The following is a 15695-nucleotide window of genomic DNA, read 5'->3' on the forward strand; positions in this document are numbered from 1 at the left end:
CAATCGGGGCGACAGGATTCGAACCAGCGACCTAGTGCTCCCAAAGCACCCGCGCTACCAAGCTGCGCCACGCCCCGCTCCTCTGTAATAGTACCGGAGTGCAGGCAGTGAAAGGACTCTTGTTGCGCCAATGGGTTTGCTAGCTGTTGGGTGACTGGCTCAGGTTGCCCTTTGTCTTGTCCTGTAGATACGAATCCGGTGGGTTTTGGGCGCGGAACATGCTTGCGGTTCTCCGCCTAGAAGATTGGGAAAAGACCTTGCGAGGGCAAGTCAAGGGTTTGGCGGCTGGGTGTGTGTTCGCAATTACCTAGCAGTAGTGCTACTGGGTTTGCTGTACAACCGGTTAGGTCATTAATAAAAATAAGGCTCTTGCCCACTTGGTTATTACAGTTCTAATAATTATTGCGTTAAAAGCAAATAACATGAGGCATCTGTTCGATTATCAAATAAATCGATTAGGATATGTTGATGCTGATTGATATCCAATTGAAAACTTTTGCAATATTATGCGGCTGTGCTGCTTTATTTCTTGCGCCCCTTTCTGCGGATGCGCAATTAAGACGTGCTGGTGCTCCTGGTTATGGGGTGATGGGAAATCCAGTTGGCGCACCTGGTATTGCTGCAGTTGAGTCGGGTGTAAATCTTGGTGGACCAATTAATCGGCGCGGATTGCGGTAAAAAGGCTGGTTTGAGCTGGAGCGTTTAGTAGAGGATGCTGAAAAGGAACCCCAGCTTGCCCGGGCATTACGTCATTGCCGTAGCAGTCCAGAACTAGTGCTAGCGGCAAGAAGGCTTGCTGATCAAAAAGAACACAAACAACAAAACATGGCTAAACGTCTAAGTAATTAGTAATTTTATTAATTTAGGACTAAATTCAAGATATCAATACTCAAATAAATTCAGAACAAAGAATCACCAAACTTTTTCGTACAAAGTTAGCACCAATCTCCATTGAACTTAAGGACATTAAATTCCTATAACGCCAGCGATTCACTGGCCTAAATGTGTTCCCTGCAAGGAGGATGACCTTACGGTGGAGCTTAGGTGCATGGTGGTTTTAGCTGACCAGTGCCTTTGCCTTTGCCTGAGGCGCTGGCGCACCACGAAGCAGGCCTTCCACACTTAAATCTTCATCAACATCTGGCCAGTGGATTCCAAAGCCGGCCCCAGCAATCTCCCAGTTTTCACGCTCCTGGGAAGTTGCAAGCAGAAGTCTTGGGAACCATGCCAACGGCACCGAAATGGATCGACCGTCAGCCAAGTCGACGATCAGCCTGTCCTCTGTCAACGCGACGTCAGTGACCTGCTCACCAGGGTTAGCCATGAAATTCTTCCCATGCCTCTATTAGGATAGCTCTGTTCAAGCTGATCAAACGTTCAATTTCACGCAGCTCTCTGGCGCTAAAACCAAGGCTAAAAGATAGTGCAACAGGGACAAGCCAGACTTTGCGTGACGCCTTATCTCTATCAACATGAACATGGGTTGGCTCATTTGGCTCGTGACTGTAGAAGTAGACCCTGTAAGGACCGCTCCTGAGGATTGTTGGCATGCGAAGTAGCTACCATTATGTCAACGATACCGGCCCAGACCTTCCTGCAAAGTTAACACTAATTAAAAAGTTTACGTAATTAAATAGAACCATCTTCTTGGCACATATAGAGGCCAAAGATAATTTTATTTTGGTTAGTGCTTGAAAGAATTCCTCCTTCCCTTCAGGATATTGCGCGGAAGTTTAAACTATCTCAAAGAGCAAATGCACTGATATTAGAGGATTACCCCTGGAAGATTCAATAACTATTTCTGCTTTAAACTAGGCGTAGTGCGCTCAAGCAATAATTCTAATTTACGATCCTGCTTCTCTAATGCAACAACAAAAGCACTAATTGTTATCAGTAAAATACTAAACCAAGCAATTGAGCTATAAATCACTAATTTCCACTGACTAGCTAATGGATTGCCTGCAGCCCTAAGTGGTGCTGGCATAGCCCCAGAATCCAATTCAGACACATTTGCATCTGCATGTAGATCAAGAATTAACCTAAGCAATGCTTCTGGGTTAGCCGGCACCAAGGCAGATTGATTCTCGCTTGCTGTTGCTTCTTTTGCTAATAATTCACGGCAATGCTGCAACCCACCACCAGCCCAAAATAAACCCCAGGCATATTTATCTTCCTGCAAAGCAACCCAACGGTTAGGGCGCACATCATTACGGATAAGTTGCGCTGCTTTAGCAATCGACCAGTTACGGCCAGCTGCTACTGATGCTTGCGCCTGTAGTAACAACCTGCCATGGGGATCACGGATATAACCAGTTACAACCTGCAAAGCAAATACATCAATGATTTGAACCTTGGCACCAGGTTTTGGTTGCTTCTCCTTTGGTGAACAAAACAGTAAGGCGCCACGTTCTTTAGTAATGCAGCCTTCCACCTGAACATTGCTAGCCATGGCTTTTAGGGAAAGGCGAGGGGCCCCTACTAGTTTGCTACAAGCAAAGCTGCGGCAAGATAGAAGAATATGGCTAAATCTTGCACCTGTTTTTTTGGCGAGCTGCAACTGCTTTCGCACTCAGCTGTTTAACACCTGTTGCTGCAGCTGAATTCAGGGTGCTTTCCATTGGTGATGGCGACACCATTCGCGTTTCTACTCCCAGCGGCACAAGTAAAACCACCGTGCGTTTGGCTTGTATTGACGCACCAGAAACCAGCCAGGTGCTGGGCATTGATGCTCGCCAGGCATTGCAAGAGCAATTACCAATCGGCACTGAGATTTCACTGCGCACTAAGGCCACTGATCGCTACGGGCGCACAGTGGCTGAGGTATTAAAAGGAACTATCAATATCAATCAAGAATTGGTGGCAGCAGGTGCTGCCTATGTTTATTGGCAATACATAGAAGGTTGTGATCGTGAAACCTATTCACGCCTAGAAAATGAAGCACGTTTAAAAAGCCTTGGCATATGGCATGTGCCTGGTGGTATTCAACGGCCCTGGGATTACAGAAGGGTTAGGGAAGCTGGCAGTGGTTCAAATTCATTGCATGGTGTTGGAGTTCATGACTTCTTATGTGGGTAATTAAGAAATAGCACCACCTCTCCCTGCATCTGCCAGTTACTACGCCATTGATAAAGCGTTGAACTATGAATACCTAATTCCTTAGAAATTTGAGGAACATCCTGCCGATTTGGCGGGCTCATTCTTTTACCTACATCAGCTTAAACAGCACTTCAACATGAACATCCCAGCTGTAAGCAGTCATTAAGTTGCTCCATTAAGCCCCCAAGGATTCAATTAACAGGAGTGACAACTTTGCTGGCAGAGGGGGGTTCAGGCGGGCCAGACCGATGCTGAGGGAATAAAGGCCAGAGAGCAAAGCTAGTGGCCAAAGAATTACACCAAGGGTTCCATGGATGTTGATCCAATTACCCGGCATCGACCAACCCAAGCGGCCAGCGGCACAAGCAGAATCATGGTGCCGTGCAAAAGCCGGAAAAGAGAGGGTTGGTAAGGGCGTACCGGAGGCATGGCAATAACAATTAAGCGAGGGCTTGGTGGAGTGAGAAAAACCCAAAAGCGATGAACAGGCCGCCGCTGAGGCGATAGAGCAACTGCTCGCTTATGCGCCCGCCGATCCATTTGCCGGCACTCACCGCCAACCAAGTGACCAAAGCATGGCCGGCGAGAGTGCCGGCCAGCAGACCAGCGAAGGTGAAGACTGGTGCTGTTGCCAGGAAGATTGTGACGAACTGGGTGCGATCGCCCAGCTCCGCGATGAACACCAAAGCAAAAGCTTCCCAAATCACAGCCGATGTGCTGCTGATGGGGCCACGGTTCTCGGCTGCGTTGACAACCTTTTCTGCTTCCTTTTCCTCATCTTTTGCCTCCCCCGCCCCCATACCCCTTGCATCTATTAACAGCTTGAAACCAAAGCCCATAAAGAGCGCCGCTGCTAGCCAAGACATCACTTGTTGAGGCAGCAACTCACGCAGGCCGTAACCCAATCCAAGAGAAATCAGGGTGACGGCGGCAAGCGCCGCGAAGGATCCGATAAACACGTCCCGGGCGCGGTGGCGGGCCGCGAGGATCAGCGCCATGAAGAAGGTTTTATCACCCAGTTCGGCAAGGGTGATGGCTGTGAGGCTGGCCCCAAATGCCGCCAAACTTGGATCGGAAGGTTGTGGAACGGTCATGGGGTGGGGATGTTGGTGGGCAGCTCCACAAGCAGTACGCAAAAACACTGGCAGCTTTCGCTGATGCGGAGCTCTACAGGCCCTGAACCTAGATGCGCGGCTGCTGCTCAGCTCCTAAAACCATCGGGGGTACTCTGATTCAGCGCGAACCAGTAGCTAATTGTGTAGGCTTCACCTAAGACATACACATCCTTCGGTCTGAGGCCATGCGCACCAACATCGTCATCGACGACGCCTTGATGCAGCAGGCCATGCAGGCCGCTGGTGCCCGCAGCAAACGGGAGACCGTTGAGATGGGCCTGCGCGCCCTGGTGCAGCTCAGCCAACAAGCCGAGTTCCGCAACGTCCGCGGCAAGCTGCGCTGGGAAGGCAGCCTCGAGAACCAAAGGCTGGATGGCTCAACCCCATCAGGAGCTGGAGATCTGGCGTGATCGTTGTTGATTCCTCGGTGTGGATCGACTTTTTCAATGGTGTAAACACCCCTGAAGTGGAACGGCTCGATCGGCTCCTGGGGCTGACGCCTCTGGTGGTGGGTGATTTGATCCTGGTGGAAGTGGTTCAGGGCTTTCGCCACGAGCGCGACGTAGCCACCGCCCGCCGTTTGTTCCGCTCGCTAGCACTGCTGCCGATGCTGGGAGTTCACAATGCCTGGAAGGCGGCTGAGAACTACCGCACATTGCGCAGTAAGGGGATCACAGTGCGCAAAACGATCGACGGGATCATTGCCACTGCCTGCATTGAGGCCCATCTGCCTCTGCTGTTCAGCGATCGTGATTTCCTTCCCTACGTGCAACACCTGGGGTTGGAGGCAGCGTAGGGATCCCCCCTCTGCCAAGAAAGTTGTCGCCCCTGTTAATTCAATCCTTGGAGGCTTGGGGAGCTGGGTTATTTCATGGCTGGTTTTAGTGCCACTCCCTTGCTGAGCGGATAGTGGGTGAAACCCTGATACGATATTGAGAGTCGTTTGCAACAAGAGTCGCTTGCGAGAAGAATCGTTGCCGCAGCAGTCCCATGCCTCCCCCCTTTCTGAGCTGCGAGCTGGCGAGTCGGCCGTCATTGAGTCGTTGCGGGGAGACCTCGGTTTGATACGGAGGCTTAAGGCGTTGGGTTTTGGTAGGGGTCAACGAATTCACCTGTTGAGAAGGGCCTGGCTGGCTGGTCCCCTGCATGTGCGGGTGGGCATGACTGAATTGATGCTGCGGCGGGTGGATGCCACCCACATTCGAATTACACCAGGAGTGGCATGACCATGGCCCTAGTGGGTATGCCTAATTCCGGCAAATCCACCTTCTTTAACGGCCTCACCGGCAGCCATTCGCCGATTGGTAATTGGCCCGGCCTCACAGTTGAATTGCATCAGGGCAATGTTCAGCTCCAGGGCCAAACCGTGGGCTTGGTTGACCTGCCCGGCATCTACGACCTGCACGGGCTGTCGGAAGACGAAGTAATCGTGCGGCGCTTCTTGGAGAACACCCCGCTGGATCTGTTGGTATTGATCCTTAATGCCAGTCAAATTGATCGTCAGTTGCGCCTTGCATTGCAGGTGCAGCAGCTGGGTTTACCAGCCCTGCTGCTGTTGAACATGGCCGATGAGGCGGAACGTTTCGGCGTTCGCATTAACACCGTAATGCTCAGTCATCAGCTCGCCATGCCGGTGCTTTTGATCAGTGCTAAATACAACTCTTGCTTTAAAAACGTGGAGTTAGAGCTGGCCGCTGTCTTGGCCAAAGCGGGCCCGCCGCGGCGCGTTGAAGGGTTGGAAGAGCGGCTGGGGGCAGGGGAAGCGGAATTGGAAGGCCGCCTGGCTGAGCTCTTAAACCAATGCGTGCAGCTCCCCGAGCGCCTGCGTGATCAGCGCACCCGTCGGCTGGATCAGCTCCTACTGCATCCGTTATTGGGGCTACCGCTTTTCTTCCTGGTGATGTTCCTGATGTTTCAGGCCATCTATGCCTTGGGGGTTCCGCTGCAGGGGTTGCTTGGCCAGCTTTTAGGTGGCTTTGGCAGTGCAGTGTTGACCCCGCTGCTGGCCTGGGCCCCGGCCTTTGTGAGGGGCTTTTTGCTGGAGGGCCTTTACCAGGGCATCGGCACGGTGGCGGCTTTCCTGCCGGTGATCTTTCTGTTTTTCCTGGCCATGGCTGTGGTGGAAGACAGCGGTTATCTCTCCCGGGCGGCCTTCCTGATGGATGCGCTGATGGAACGGCTGGGCCTGGATGGCCGCTCCTTTGTGCTCTCTTTGATGGGATTCGGCTGCAATGTGCCGGCGATCCTTGGCACCCGAGTGATGCGCTCTAAGGGTTTAAGGATTCTCACCATGTTGGTGATTCCCTTCTCCCTTTGTTCAGCTCGACTGAATGTATTCCTGTTCATGACCGCTGCCTTGTTTGCCCCAAAACAGGGGGCGGCGGTGTTATTCAGCCTTTACTTAATTAGTTTTCTGGCGGCAATCCTCACCGCCCTAATCTTTAAAGGACAGTTCCCTTCGCGGGAACCATTGGTTTTGGAGTTGCCCCCCTATCGCTTCCCCACCCTCAAGCAGATGCTGGGGCGTTCCTGGGGAGAGGTGCGGCATTTCTGGTTTTGGAGCCGCAAGTTCATCATTTTCGGGGTGGTGGCAGTTTGGTTACTCAATAACCTGCCCTTTGGCGTGGCTCCCGCCTCAGAGCAATCCCTATCCGGATTACTCGGTTCTGCCCTGCAGCCCTTGCTACAGCCGATCGGCATCAACCCCAAGCTCACCGTTGCCCTGGTGTTTGGTTTTATTGCCAAGGAAATCGTGCTAGGGGGCCTGGCGGTGATCTACAACCAGGCAGATACGATTCAGTTGGGTCATGCCATGGCCCGAGATATCTCCTGGACCCAGGCCTACAGCTTCATGCTGTTCATCTTGCTTTACACCCCCTGCCTTTCCACCGTGGCGGTGATCCGCAACGAGTCAAAGAGCTGGGGAGTCACTCTGCTGTCGGTGTTTTGGTCGTTTCTCTTAGCCTGGTTGGTGGCCTTTATTTTCTTTCAGGGCAGTCGGCTGATTGGGGTGCACTGAAGAAGGAGTTAGGCGGCAACGTTCAGCTACATGCCCAATTCGTAGCCACAAAATCAACTCCCGAATGAAAAAGCCAGCCGCGCCAGGGCCAGGAGCAGCGAGCCATTTATCAGCACGATTAGAGCAGCACAAGCCCAGGCCAAGCCCAGCAGCCAACGGGGGGCCTGCAGTTCCCCCATCAAACCCCGCCGGCCGCAAAACCACACCAGTGGAATCACCGCAAAGGGCAATTGCAGCGACAGCACCACCTGGCTCAGCACCAGCAGTTGGTTTGTGGCCTGTTCGCCGAGCAGCAGCACCGTGGCCAGGGCGGGGATTAGGGCGAGCCCCCGGGTGAGCAGCCGCCGTTTCCAATCGGGTAGCCGCAGATTTAGGAAACCCTCCATCACCACCTGGCCGGCCATGGTGGCCGTGAGCGTGGAGCTCTGGCCAGCCGCCAGCAGGGCCACGCCGAACAGCACGCTGGCCAGGGAGGTGCCCAGCATCGGAGTCAGCAGCCGGTAGGCCTCACTGAGGTCCGTCACCGGTTGCGGCAGCCGTCCGTAGAAACTACCGGCGGCCAGCACCAGGATCGAAACATTAATCAGAAAGGCCAGGCTGAGGGCAACCAGCGTGTCCCAGGTGCTGAAAGCCAGGGCCCTGCGCTGAGTCCCCTGGCCGCCAATCCAGCGGCGGGATTGCACCAGAGAGGAATGCAGGTAGAGGTTGTGGGGCATCACCGTGGCCCCGAGAATACCGGCGGCTAGAAACAGCTGCCGCCCGTCCCTGAGGCTGGCGGCCTGGGGGATGAAGCCTTGGCCCACCTGGCTCCAACTCGGTTGAAGCAGCAGCATTTCAACCGCGAAGCAGCCGCCCACCAGGGCCACCAGCGCGATCACCAGGGCCTCCAGCCGGCGGATCCCGAAATGCTGCAGCGCCAACAGCAGCAAAGTGTCGGCAGCCGTGAGGCCTACCCCCCAGAGCAGGGGCAGCCCGAACAGCAGCTGCAGGGCAATGGCGCTGCCCACCAACTCGGCCAGGTCGCAGGAAATGATGCCCACCTCTGCCAGCAGCCACAACGGGATCCGCCAGAAGCGAGGCAGCAGCTGGCTGCAGGCCTGGGCCAGATCCAGCCTTGTGGCGATGCCCAGCCGGCAGCAGAGCGACTGGAGCACCATCGCCATCAGACTGGAGAGCCCGATCACCCACAGCAGGCGGTAGCCGAACTGTGAGCCGGCCGCCAGGTCGGTAGCCCAGTTGCCTGGATCCATGTAGCCCACGGCCACCAGATAGCCCGGACCGAGCACCCGCAGGAAGGTGCGCAGCATGCCCATGCCAGCAGGCACCTCCACTACCTGAGCGTCGATGCGATCGGCGGAGCCGATCGGTGCTTCAGTCATGAAGCGATGCCAGAGAAACTGGAGAGTAAGGTAAAACTTGTTAGGATAGATTGGATTTGCCCCGCCCTATTTCAGAAGTTGCGGGAAACTTTGTAGCCACTGAGATCGAAGCGGGTATTCAGGGGCTTGATTCCCGAATCCAAACCCCCCTTGATCTGCCAGCTGCAATAAGCGCAATCTTTGCCGGTGAACTGGCGCTGATTACAGCTGGAGCCACCAGTCCGGCAGGAAAATTAATAATAACTTCGCGAAAAATCAGCTAGCCGAAGTCGATCCAGCTGCCTCCTCGCAGTAACGGCATCATGGCTAGCAGGTTCACTGTCGCGTAGACAAAAAATCCAAAGAGAGATAGCGGCTGCGATAGGTTTTAAATATCACCTCAATATCTGCAGCATTTTCTTCGTCTTGCTTTAACCGGTTTGCATGGGGTCAGTGTAAAAACAATTCTTTAAACACTGTCCTTGAAAACGGGGGAGGCTCACACTTCTCGATTTCTTATCTCGAAAGATGCAGGCTGGCCGTAGTTATATCCCTACTCCCCTGAATCACTCCCTGCGCAAGTGGCTGCTAGCTCTTTTGTTAGGGCTGCTAATCAGCGTTGCTTTGCTGTTGCCTGCTCTGCTGGAGCCGGTCGACAGCAAGCCAGGGCCGAGCTTGCAGGGTTTGATAGTGCTCGGCTACCACGAAATCGAACCGCCAGCCCAGGCTGTGATTCCTGACTATTCAGTCACTCCGCAACAATTTTCTGAGCAGATGAGCTGGCTGCATGCCCACGGTTACCACTTCGTGAGCCTTGAGCAGGTATTGCAGGCCAAGGCTGGCAAACTGCCACTGCCGTCCAAGCCGCTGCTGCTCAGCTTTGACGATGGCTACAGAAGTACCTACATCAATGCCTTCCCGGTGCTAAAGCAGTATCATGCTCCAGCCTTAGTCGCCCTAGTGGGTAGTTGGTTGGAACCTGAGGCTGGCCTGGTGGCCTTTGGTGACCAGCAGTTACCGCGGGAGCATTTGCTCAGTTGGTCCCAACTGCGGGAAATGGTTGGCAGTGGCCTAGTGGAAGTGGCCAGCCACACCTACGACCTCCACAAAGGCATAACTGCCAATCCCCAGAAGAATTCCGAGCCCGCGGTCACCAGTCGCCTCTACAGCCCCGGTACGGGCTATGAAACTGAGAATGCCTACCGCAAGCGGCTACAGGTTGATCTGCAACTCAACAACAAGCTGCTAACCAATCAGTTGGGCCAAAGGCCCCGGGCGGTGGTTTGGCCCTATGGCCGTTACAACAACACTGCCATGAAGGTTGCGGAGGAGCTAGGCATGCCCGTGGGCATAACGCTCGATGACGGCGAGATTTTCAGCAACTCTCCATTAAAAGCATTACCTCGGCTGTTGATTACCCGGGAAATGGCTGGGGTGAAAGGGCTGGAAACTGAGCTGTCCCTGCGGGACCGCGATGCCGGCGACAACACCCGGGCGGCGAAGGTGATGCATGTGGATCTAGACAACATCTACGACCCCAACCCGGCCCAGATCGAACGCAACCTGCAGTTGCTCCTGCGGCGTATCCGTGAAATGGGAGTGAATACTATTTACCTGCAGGCTTATGCCGATCCGGATGGCAATGGTGCCGCTGATGCCCTTTATTTCCCAAACCGCCACTTGCCTGTGAAGGCAGATTTGTTTAACCACGTGGCTTGGGAAATCCGCACCCGCACGCCGGTGCGGCGGCTCTATGCCTGGATGCCGGTGCTGGCCTTTGAGTTGCCCAAGGGTCATCCCGCCGCCCAGCAAAAGGTGGTTACGGAGAAGCCCAGCAATGGACATCTCAATATGGGCTACCCCAGGCTGAGTCCCTTTGCCCCCGAGGCGATGGCCACGGTGCGAGACATCTACGAAGACTTGTCTCGCTACGCCACCTTCGATGGGCTGTTATTTCACGACGACGTAACACTTTCGGATTACGAGGACGCCAGCCCCTGGGGCCTGCGCCAGTACCGCCGTTGGGGTTTGCCCTCGGATCTGGCCAAGATTCGTGCCAGTGATCCGCTTCAGGGCCGTTGGGTGATAAAAAAGATCAAGGCCCTGGATGCCCTCACCCTGGAGCTGGCAGCCACCGTGCGCCAAAACCAATCGCAGCTGCGCACGGCCCGAAATATCTACGCCCAGGTGGTGCTGAATCCTAAGGCCGAGGTTTGGTATAGCCAATCTATTGATGATTCACTCAAGGACTACGACTTCACGGCGGTGATGGCTATGCCTTACATGGAAAAGGCCGCCGATCACAAAGCATTTCTGCAGCGCATGGTGGCCCAGGTAAAGGACAAACCCCAGGGTTTACAGAAGGTGCTCTTTGAGCTGCAGAGTATCGATTGGCACACCAAGCGGGATCTACCCACTGAGGAATTGGCCCAGCAGATTACTGAGCTCTATGCCCTTGGGGTAAAGCATGTGGGCTATTACCCCGACAACCTGCATCGCGGCACCCCAGATCCGGCGGTGCTGCGGCCGGTGCTGGCGGCCCACTCCAGTGCCCCAAGCCCATAAATGGAGGGGATCGGCGGGTTTTTGGTTGGATATCCGCTGGTAATGGCTTTGGTGTGGATGCTGCTCGCCTTGGGTTTTTTGCTGCTGCGGGAATGGCCGGATCGGGGGCGTTCCTGCCCCCCCCCAGGGATCCAGGCTCCGGTGAGCATTCTGATCCCCTGTTTCAACGAAGCAGCCAACCTGGCCGACACGATCCGCTACGCCTTGGCCAGCGACTGGCCCCAGTTTGAGCTGATCGCCATCAATGACGGCAGCAGTGACGACACCGGCCGTTTGCTGGAGGAATGGGCCGCCTGCGAACCCAGGGTGCGGGTGGTGCACTTGGCCCAGAACCAGGGCAAGGCTATGGCTCTCCAGGCAGGGGCCCTGCTAGCCCGCCATGAATTGTTGGTATGTATCGATGGCGATGCCCTGCTGGATGCCCAGGCGGTGGCCTGGCTGGTGCGGCGTTTTCAGGCAGACCCTGGCCTGGGTGCAGTAACCGGTAATCCCCGCATCCGAAACCGCACCACCCTGCTGGGCCGCATTCAGGTGGGCGAATTTTCTTCGATTGTTGGCTTGATCAAGCGGGCCCAGTCGATGCTTGGCGGCCTATTCACAGTCTCTGGGGTGATCACCGCCTTTCGCCGCTCGGCGTTGCATGAAGTTGGCTACTGGAGCGTAGACATGCTCACAGAAGACATCGCCATAACCTGGGCCCTGCAGCGGGCAGGCTGGCGGGTCGCCTACGAACCCCAGGCGTTGGTGTGGATTCTGATGCCTGAAACCCTTAGGGGGTTGTGGAAGCAGCGCCTGCGCTGGGCGGAGGGGGGCATTCAGGTGCTGCTGGCCAATGCCAATTTGTTGCTGCATCCCCGCCAATGGCGGCTGTTGCCGTTGCTGGTGGAGCCATGGTTGAGCCTGGTCTGGGCCCAGGCCATGGCCCTGATGCTTTTGGCCTGGCTGGGGGAGCATTTGGGCTTGCTTGGTGGGGCGCAGCCCCTGGCTATGCCGCTGCTACCCAGCTCCAGTGGCCTTTGGTTGGGGGCCACCTGCCTAGTGCAATTTGGCTTCAGCCTCTGGCTAGATCGCCCCTATGACCGGGGGCTGGGCCGCAACTTCTATTGGATGATCTGGTATCCCATCGCCTTCTGGATGCTCACCATGGCCACGTCGGTGGTGGCCTTGCCCATCGTGCTGGGGCGGAGGCGGGGCCTACGGGCCCGGTGGGTTAGCCCTGATCGGGGCTTTGGCATCGGTACAGCTAAACCCTGACCCTTGCCGATTTCTGGTCGATCCGCCGCCACCATTGCTACAAATATTCCTGGCTTTTTCCGTGACCCTTCGGTCCGCCCCCCTGTTGGATTTGCGCAAGAGCCGCAGCTGGGGCCACCAGTTGCCAGCGGAGCTGGCCACCCTTTCCCTCTGGGGCCTTGGCGCCAAGACCTTGTTGGGTGCCGCCGCGGTTCCTGCCCTGGCGCCCTTGTTGGGGTTGGTTTTGCTTTGTCGTAGCGGCCAGGGGTTGGGCTGCTGCCGCGGCTCCCTGGCAACGGCAGCTATTGCAGCTGTGCCTCTTCCCCAGGCACAGCTATTTCGCCCTGGGGGGAGCCCTTGCTTTGTGGCCGACGATCGCAGCCGTCGCCAACTGGCCGAACACTTCGGCCTGGCTGAGGTGCTGCTATTTCGCGGCCAGCATGCCTCGATTTGTACGCTCCATCACAATGATGTTGGCCGTATCGTCGATCTGGTTTATTTGCAACAGCCCCAGCTGGCTCCCCTTCGCGACCGCCATGCGCATTCTATTGGCTGAGGACGACAATTTGCTGGCAGAACCGCTGTTGGATTATCTACAGCGAGAAAACCATGTGGTCTCTTGGTTTAGCGATGGAGCCTTAGCCCTCGAGGCTCTTCTATCTGGGGGCTTTGAGCTTGCTTTGCTCGATTGGATGCTGCCTGGTTTGGATGGAGCAGAAATTGTGCGGGAAGTGCGCCGTAGGCAATTGCCGCTGTTGGTTTTGATGCTCACCGCCCGAGACGCCCTGGAGGATGTGGTCACTGGCCTGCGGGCCGGAGCTGACGACTATCTGGTCAAGCCCTTTCGCATGCTGGAACTGTCCGCTCGGATCCGTTCCCTTGAACGGCGCTCCCTCCAGCCCTATCGCGGTGATTGCCCCCAATGGGGTGAACTGGTGCTTGATGCCGAGGCAGGTTTGGCCTGCTGGGGGCAGCAACCGTTGGGGCTCACCAGTAAGGAATTTCAGCTACTGGAGTGGTTCCTCCGGCACCCAGGCCAGCTATTCAGCCGGGCCCGGTTACTTGATCAGCTCTGGCCCTTGGAGGCGGAGGCTGGAGAAGAAACCGTTAAAACCCATTTGAATAATTTGCGGCGCAAGTTGCGGCTGGCGGGGGTGCCTGACCCAATTGAAACTCTCCATGGCCAGGGCTATCGCTTGGGGCCGGTGCGTTGAACCGTCTTCGTCAAAGCCCCTCGGTGGGTCGTCCCGCCAAGTTGTTGCAACGCCAACAGCTGGAGTTATGGCTGTTGTATCTGGCCAGTCTGGCCGGGGTGCTGTTGTTATTTGCGTTGGTGTTGCGGGGGGTGTTTCAGCAAAGTCAATTAGGCACCATCCGCAGTGCCCTCAGTGTTGTAAGTGAAGACTTGGCAAGCCTGCCCCTGCCAGCTGCAGGTAGTGAACGGGATTTACAGGAGAGCCGCAAGGATTTCGCCACGGCCCACCAGCAGGTGGAATGGTTTGTTAAGGGTGTAGCGGCCCCGGTGGCTCGTCTCGGGGAAGTACGCACCATTGGTCCTTTGCCAGTTTTGGCGCCAGGTAAACGACTTCTCTGGCAGCAGGGTCCCGACTGGATTGCCCTGGTGCGTCCCGTGGATTCAGCCATGGTTGAGGGCCATGCCCCAGGCACTGTTTGGTTACGGGTAAGTGAAGGCTTAGAGAACTCGGAGAATCAACTCACCCATTTAGACCTTGCGCTCGCTGCTTCTGTTGGGGCCGCCATGTTGCTTTCGGCGCTGATGGCAAGGTTGCTTACTCAGCGTGCTGTGGAACCATTGCAAGGCAGCCTTTCCCGGCTTCGTCAATTCAGCTTGGATGCCTCCCACGAATTACGGGGACCGTTGGCTGCCTTAGGCGCCAATGTGGAGATGGGCCTATTGGAAAGCGATCCAGATTTGACCCCCCAACGGCGACGTTTTATAGCAATTGGCCGGGCCACTGCTCAGATGGAACAGTTGGTTGATGATTTGTTATTGCTTGCCCGCCAGGATGAGCAGCGGATTGAACATGCTGAGCAGGTTGATCTATCCAACCTGATTGAGCTGCAATTGGATTTGAGTCGTGATGGCTTTTCCTTGCGCCAGCAACGGCTCAGCTCCGAGTTGGGGTGTGAGCTACTCGTTCTAGGCCAGTCGATCTTGCTGCAACGTTTATTTCGTAACCTGATCGATAACGCCCAGCGCTACACCCCAAACCAAGGGCTCATCAATGTTACCGCTCAGCGCCGCGGCTGCTGGATCACAGTGGCAGTTCGAGACAGTGGCGTGGGTTTAACAGCTGATCAGTTGCCGCGGGTATTTGATCGATTCTGGCGGGCCAGACCAGACCGGGGCGACGACGGCACCGGCCTGGGTTTAGCAATTGCCTCTCGCATTTGCATGGCCCACGGCGGCAGCATCCGTGTTATCAGCAAACTGGGGGAGGGCAGCTGTTTCCTGGTGGAACTTCCCGCTTACCAGGCGGCATAGCTGGGTTTGGTTTTTTTGGCAGTGCCAAATAGTTTTTTAAGCTCGACAGGTCATTGGCCACCGGGCCCAACAACGATCTCGATCCGATCGCCTCCCCGCTGTTACTGCCAGGAGAAATGACACCTTTTGGAGGCTTCTCTCTAGCGCATCTAATGATTAATTAATACATACCAAATCAGGTTGGCGCCAGCGGCCTACCTGTTCAAGGAAGAAATCCCGTTTACGGCATTAGCTACTGAGCTCAGTGGCATTAAACCCTGGTGTTTCTACTACCACCGTGAATTTATCTGCAGCATTCCAACCCTCTAGTTGCTTTTCTGATGCACTCACCACCTCTCCCTGCAATCGCCAGTTACTACGCCATTGATAAAGCGTTGAACGATGAATACCTAATTCCCTAGAAATTTGAGGAACATCCTGCCTATTTGGCGGGCTCATCCTTTTACGTACATCAGCTTGAACAGCAAGGCTGTAAGCAGTCATTAAGTTGCTCCATTAAGCCCCCAAGAATTCAATTAACAGGGGTGACAACTTTTCTGGCAGAGGGGGTAGCGGTAATACCCGCGGGGCAATAGAAAAAAGTAGTAGCAGCTGTCCGCTTGGTTTCTTTAGCTCCGGTAACTACTGCCTCAGCAACCTAAGTAATGAACGGGAAGCAATCCAAAAAACTGGTAATTCATGCCCGCTTGGTTGGTTTAGCTCCGGCAGTTATTGCTTAAAAAGCCGTTGATGCAGGTAAATGGTGGCAAATGGGCCTTTGAGGGCAACAGCTAGCCCCGCCAAAAAGAGGATTTAAAGCCCTA

18 protein-coding genes and 1 tRNA gene are annotated in these 15695 nt (G+C 55.3%); 11 read left to right on the top strand and 8 right to left on the bottom strand.

Features of this window, described 5'->3' with window-relative positions:
• Positions 1-3: 3 nt before the first annotated feature.
• A tRNA-Pro gene (locus tag KBY68_RS11545) sits at positions 4-77 on the bottom strand.
• A gap of 385 nt (positions 78-462) precedes the next feature.
• On the opposite strand from KBY68_RS11545, the gene KBY68_RS11550 reads away from it, so the two are divergent.
• Positions 463-678 carry a hypothetical protein gene (locus tag KBY68_RS11550; RefSeq protein ID WP_255097324.1) on the top strand — a complete coding sequence of 72 codons (216 nt, stop codon included), beginning with the start codon at positions 463-465 and terminating at the stop codon, positions 676-678.
• A gap of 379 nt (positions 679-1057) precedes the next feature.
• On the opposite strand, the gene KBY68_RS11555 is transcribed toward KBY68_RS11550, so the two are convergent.
• The 3 genes from KBY68_RS11555 to KBY68_RS11565 form a co-directional block, all read right to left on the bottom strand.
• Positions 1058-1324 (bottom strand): DUF2442 domain-containing protein, encoded by a 267-nt coding sequence (locus tag KBY68_RS11555; protein ID WP_106501073.1) that lies wholly within the window; start codon positions 1322-1324, stop codon positions 1058-1060.
• On the bottom strand, positions 1317-1550 hold the full coding sequence (locus KBY68_RS11560; RefSeq protein ID WP_255097325.1) for a DUF4160 domain-containing protein: 234 nt from the start codon (positions 1548-1550) through the stop codon (positions 1317-1319). Before KBY68_RS11560 ends, KBY68_RS11555 begins: the two co-directional genes overlap by 8 nt.
• 245 nt (positions 1551-1795) lie before the next feature.
• On the bottom strand, positions 1796-2449 hold the full coding sequence (locus tag KBY68_RS11565; protein WP_255097326.1) for a hypothetical protein: 654 nt from the start codon (positions 2447-2449) through the stop codon (positions 1796-1798).
• 80 nt (positions 2450-2529) lie between these two features.
• On the opposite strand from KBY68_RS11565, the gene KBY68_RS11570 reads away from it, so the two are divergent.
• Positions 2530-3075 carry a thermonuclease family protein gene (locus tag KBY68_RS11570; RefSeq protein ID WP_255097327.1) on the top strand — a complete coding sequence of 182 codons (546 nt, stop codon included), beginning with the start codon at positions 2530-2532 and terminating at the stop codon, positions 3073-3075.
• Here KBY68_RS11570 and KBY68_RS12380 read toward each other — a convergent pair.
• Positions 3054-3197, bottom strand: a complete 144-nt coding sequence (locus KBY68_RS12380) for a helix-turn-helix domain-containing protein (protein ID WP_390634993.1) — start codon at positions 3195-3197, stop codon at positions 3054-3056. The genes KBY68_RS11570 and KBY68_RS12380 overlap by 22 nt on opposite strands.
• Positions 3198-3536: 339 nt before the next feature.
• The gene (locus tag KBY68_RS11575; protein WP_255097328.1) at positions 3537-4190 is read right to left on the bottom strand and encodes a TMEM165/GDT1 family protein; all 654 of its coding nucleotides are present in this window, start codon (positions 4188-4190) and stop codon (positions 3537-3539) included.
• A 206-nt stretch (positions 4191-4396) separates the two neighbouring features.
• Between KBY68_RS11575 and KBY68_RS11580 the strand changes: the two genes are divergently transcribed.
• From KBY68_RS11580 to feoB, 4 genes are all read left to right on the top strand, one after another.
• Entirely contained in the window at positions 4397-4621 is a 225-nt protein-coding gene (locus tag KBY68_RS11580) for a type II toxin-antitoxin system VapB family antitoxin (protein WP_255097330.1), read from the top strand.
• Positions 4618-5007 carry a type II toxin-antitoxin system VapC family toxin gene (gene vapC, locus KBY68_RS11585; RefSeq protein ID WP_255097331.1) on the top strand — a complete coding sequence of 130 codons (390 nt, stop codon included), beginning with the start codon at positions 4618-4620 and terminating at the stop codon, positions 5005-5007. Before KBY68_RS11580 ends, vapC begins: the two co-directional genes overlap by 4 nt.
• Before the next feature lie 178 nt (positions 5008-5185).
• Positions 5186-5437 carry a FeoA family protein gene (locus tag KBY68_RS11590; protein WP_255097332.1) on the top strand — a complete coding sequence of 84 codons (252 nt, stop codon included), beginning with the start codon at positions 5186-5188 and terminating at the stop codon, positions 5435-5437.
• Positions 5434-7230, top strand: a complete 1797-nt coding sequence (gene feoB, locus KBY68_RS11595) for a ferrous iron transport protein B (RefSeq protein WP_255097333.1) — start codon at positions 5434-5436, stop codon at positions 7228-7230. Before KBY68_RS11590 ends, feoB begins: the two co-directional genes overlap by 4 nt.
• Positions 7231-7283: 53 nt before the next feature.
• Here the strand turns inward: feoB and KBY68_RS11600 are convergent, their stop codons facing one another.
• Positions 7284-8609, bottom strand: a complete 1326-nt coding sequence (locus KBY68_RS11600) for an Nramp family divalent metal transporter (RefSeq protein WP_255097334.1) — start codon at positions 8607-8609, stop codon at positions 7284-7286.
• A gap of 507 nt (positions 8610-9116) precedes the next feature.
• Here KBY68_RS11600 and pgaB point away from each other — a divergent pair.
• The 5 genes from pgaB (at position 9117) to KBY68_RS11625 (ending at position 14892) form a co-directional block, all read left to right on the top strand.
• On the top strand, positions 9117-11153 hold the full coding sequence (gene pgaB, locus KBY68_RS11605) for a poly-beta-1,6-N-acetyl-D-glucosamine N-deacetylase PgaB (protein ID WP_255097335.1): 2037 nt from the start codon (positions 9117-9119) through the stop codon (positions 11151-11153).
• Positions 11154-12407 carry a poly-beta-1,6-N-acetyl-D-glucosamine synthase gene (gene pgaC / locus KBY68_RS11610; RefSeq protein WP_255097336.1) on the top strand — a complete coding sequence of 418 codons (1254 nt, stop codon included), beginning with the start codon at positions 11154-11156 and terminating at the stop codon, positions 12405-12407.
• Positions 12408-12468: 61 nt separating this feature from the next.
• On the top strand, positions 12469-12942 hold the full coding sequence (locus KBY68_RS11615; RefSeq protein WP_255097337.1) for a hypothetical protein: 474 nt from the start codon (positions 12469-12471) through the stop codon (positions 12940-12942).
• Positions 12923-13600 carry a response regulator transcription factor gene (locus KBY68_RS11620; RefSeq protein WP_255097338.1) on the top strand — a complete coding sequence of 226 codons (678 nt, stop codon included), beginning with the start codon at positions 12923-12925 and terminating at the stop codon, positions 13598-13600. The genes KBY68_RS11615 and KBY68_RS11620 overlap by 20 nt, the downstream gene beginning before the upstream one ends.
• Entirely contained in the window at positions 13597-14892 is a 1296-nt protein-coding gene (locus KBY68_RS11625; protein ID WP_255097339.1) for a sensor histidine kinase, read from the top strand. Before KBY68_RS11620 ends, KBY68_RS11625 begins: the two co-directional genes overlap by 4 nt.
• Positions 14893-15120: 228 nt before the next feature.
• Here the strand turns inward: KBY68_RS11625 and KBY68_RS11630 are convergent, their stop codons facing one another.
• Positions 15121-15375 carry a helix-turn-helix domain-containing protein gene (locus KBY68_RS11630; RefSeq protein WP_255097340.1) on the bottom strand — a complete coding sequence of 85 codons (255 nt, stop codon included), beginning with the start codon at positions 15373-15375 and terminating at the stop codon, positions 15121-15123.
• Between the last annotated feature and the right edge of the window lie 320 nt (positions 15376-15695).

This window comes from Synechococcus lacustris Maggiore-St4-Slac (assembly GCF_024345595.1).
GTDB classification, from domain to species: domain Bacteria; phylum Cyanobacteriota; class Cyanobacteriia; order PCC-6307; family Cyanobiaceae; genus Synechococcus_D; species Synechococcus_D lacustris.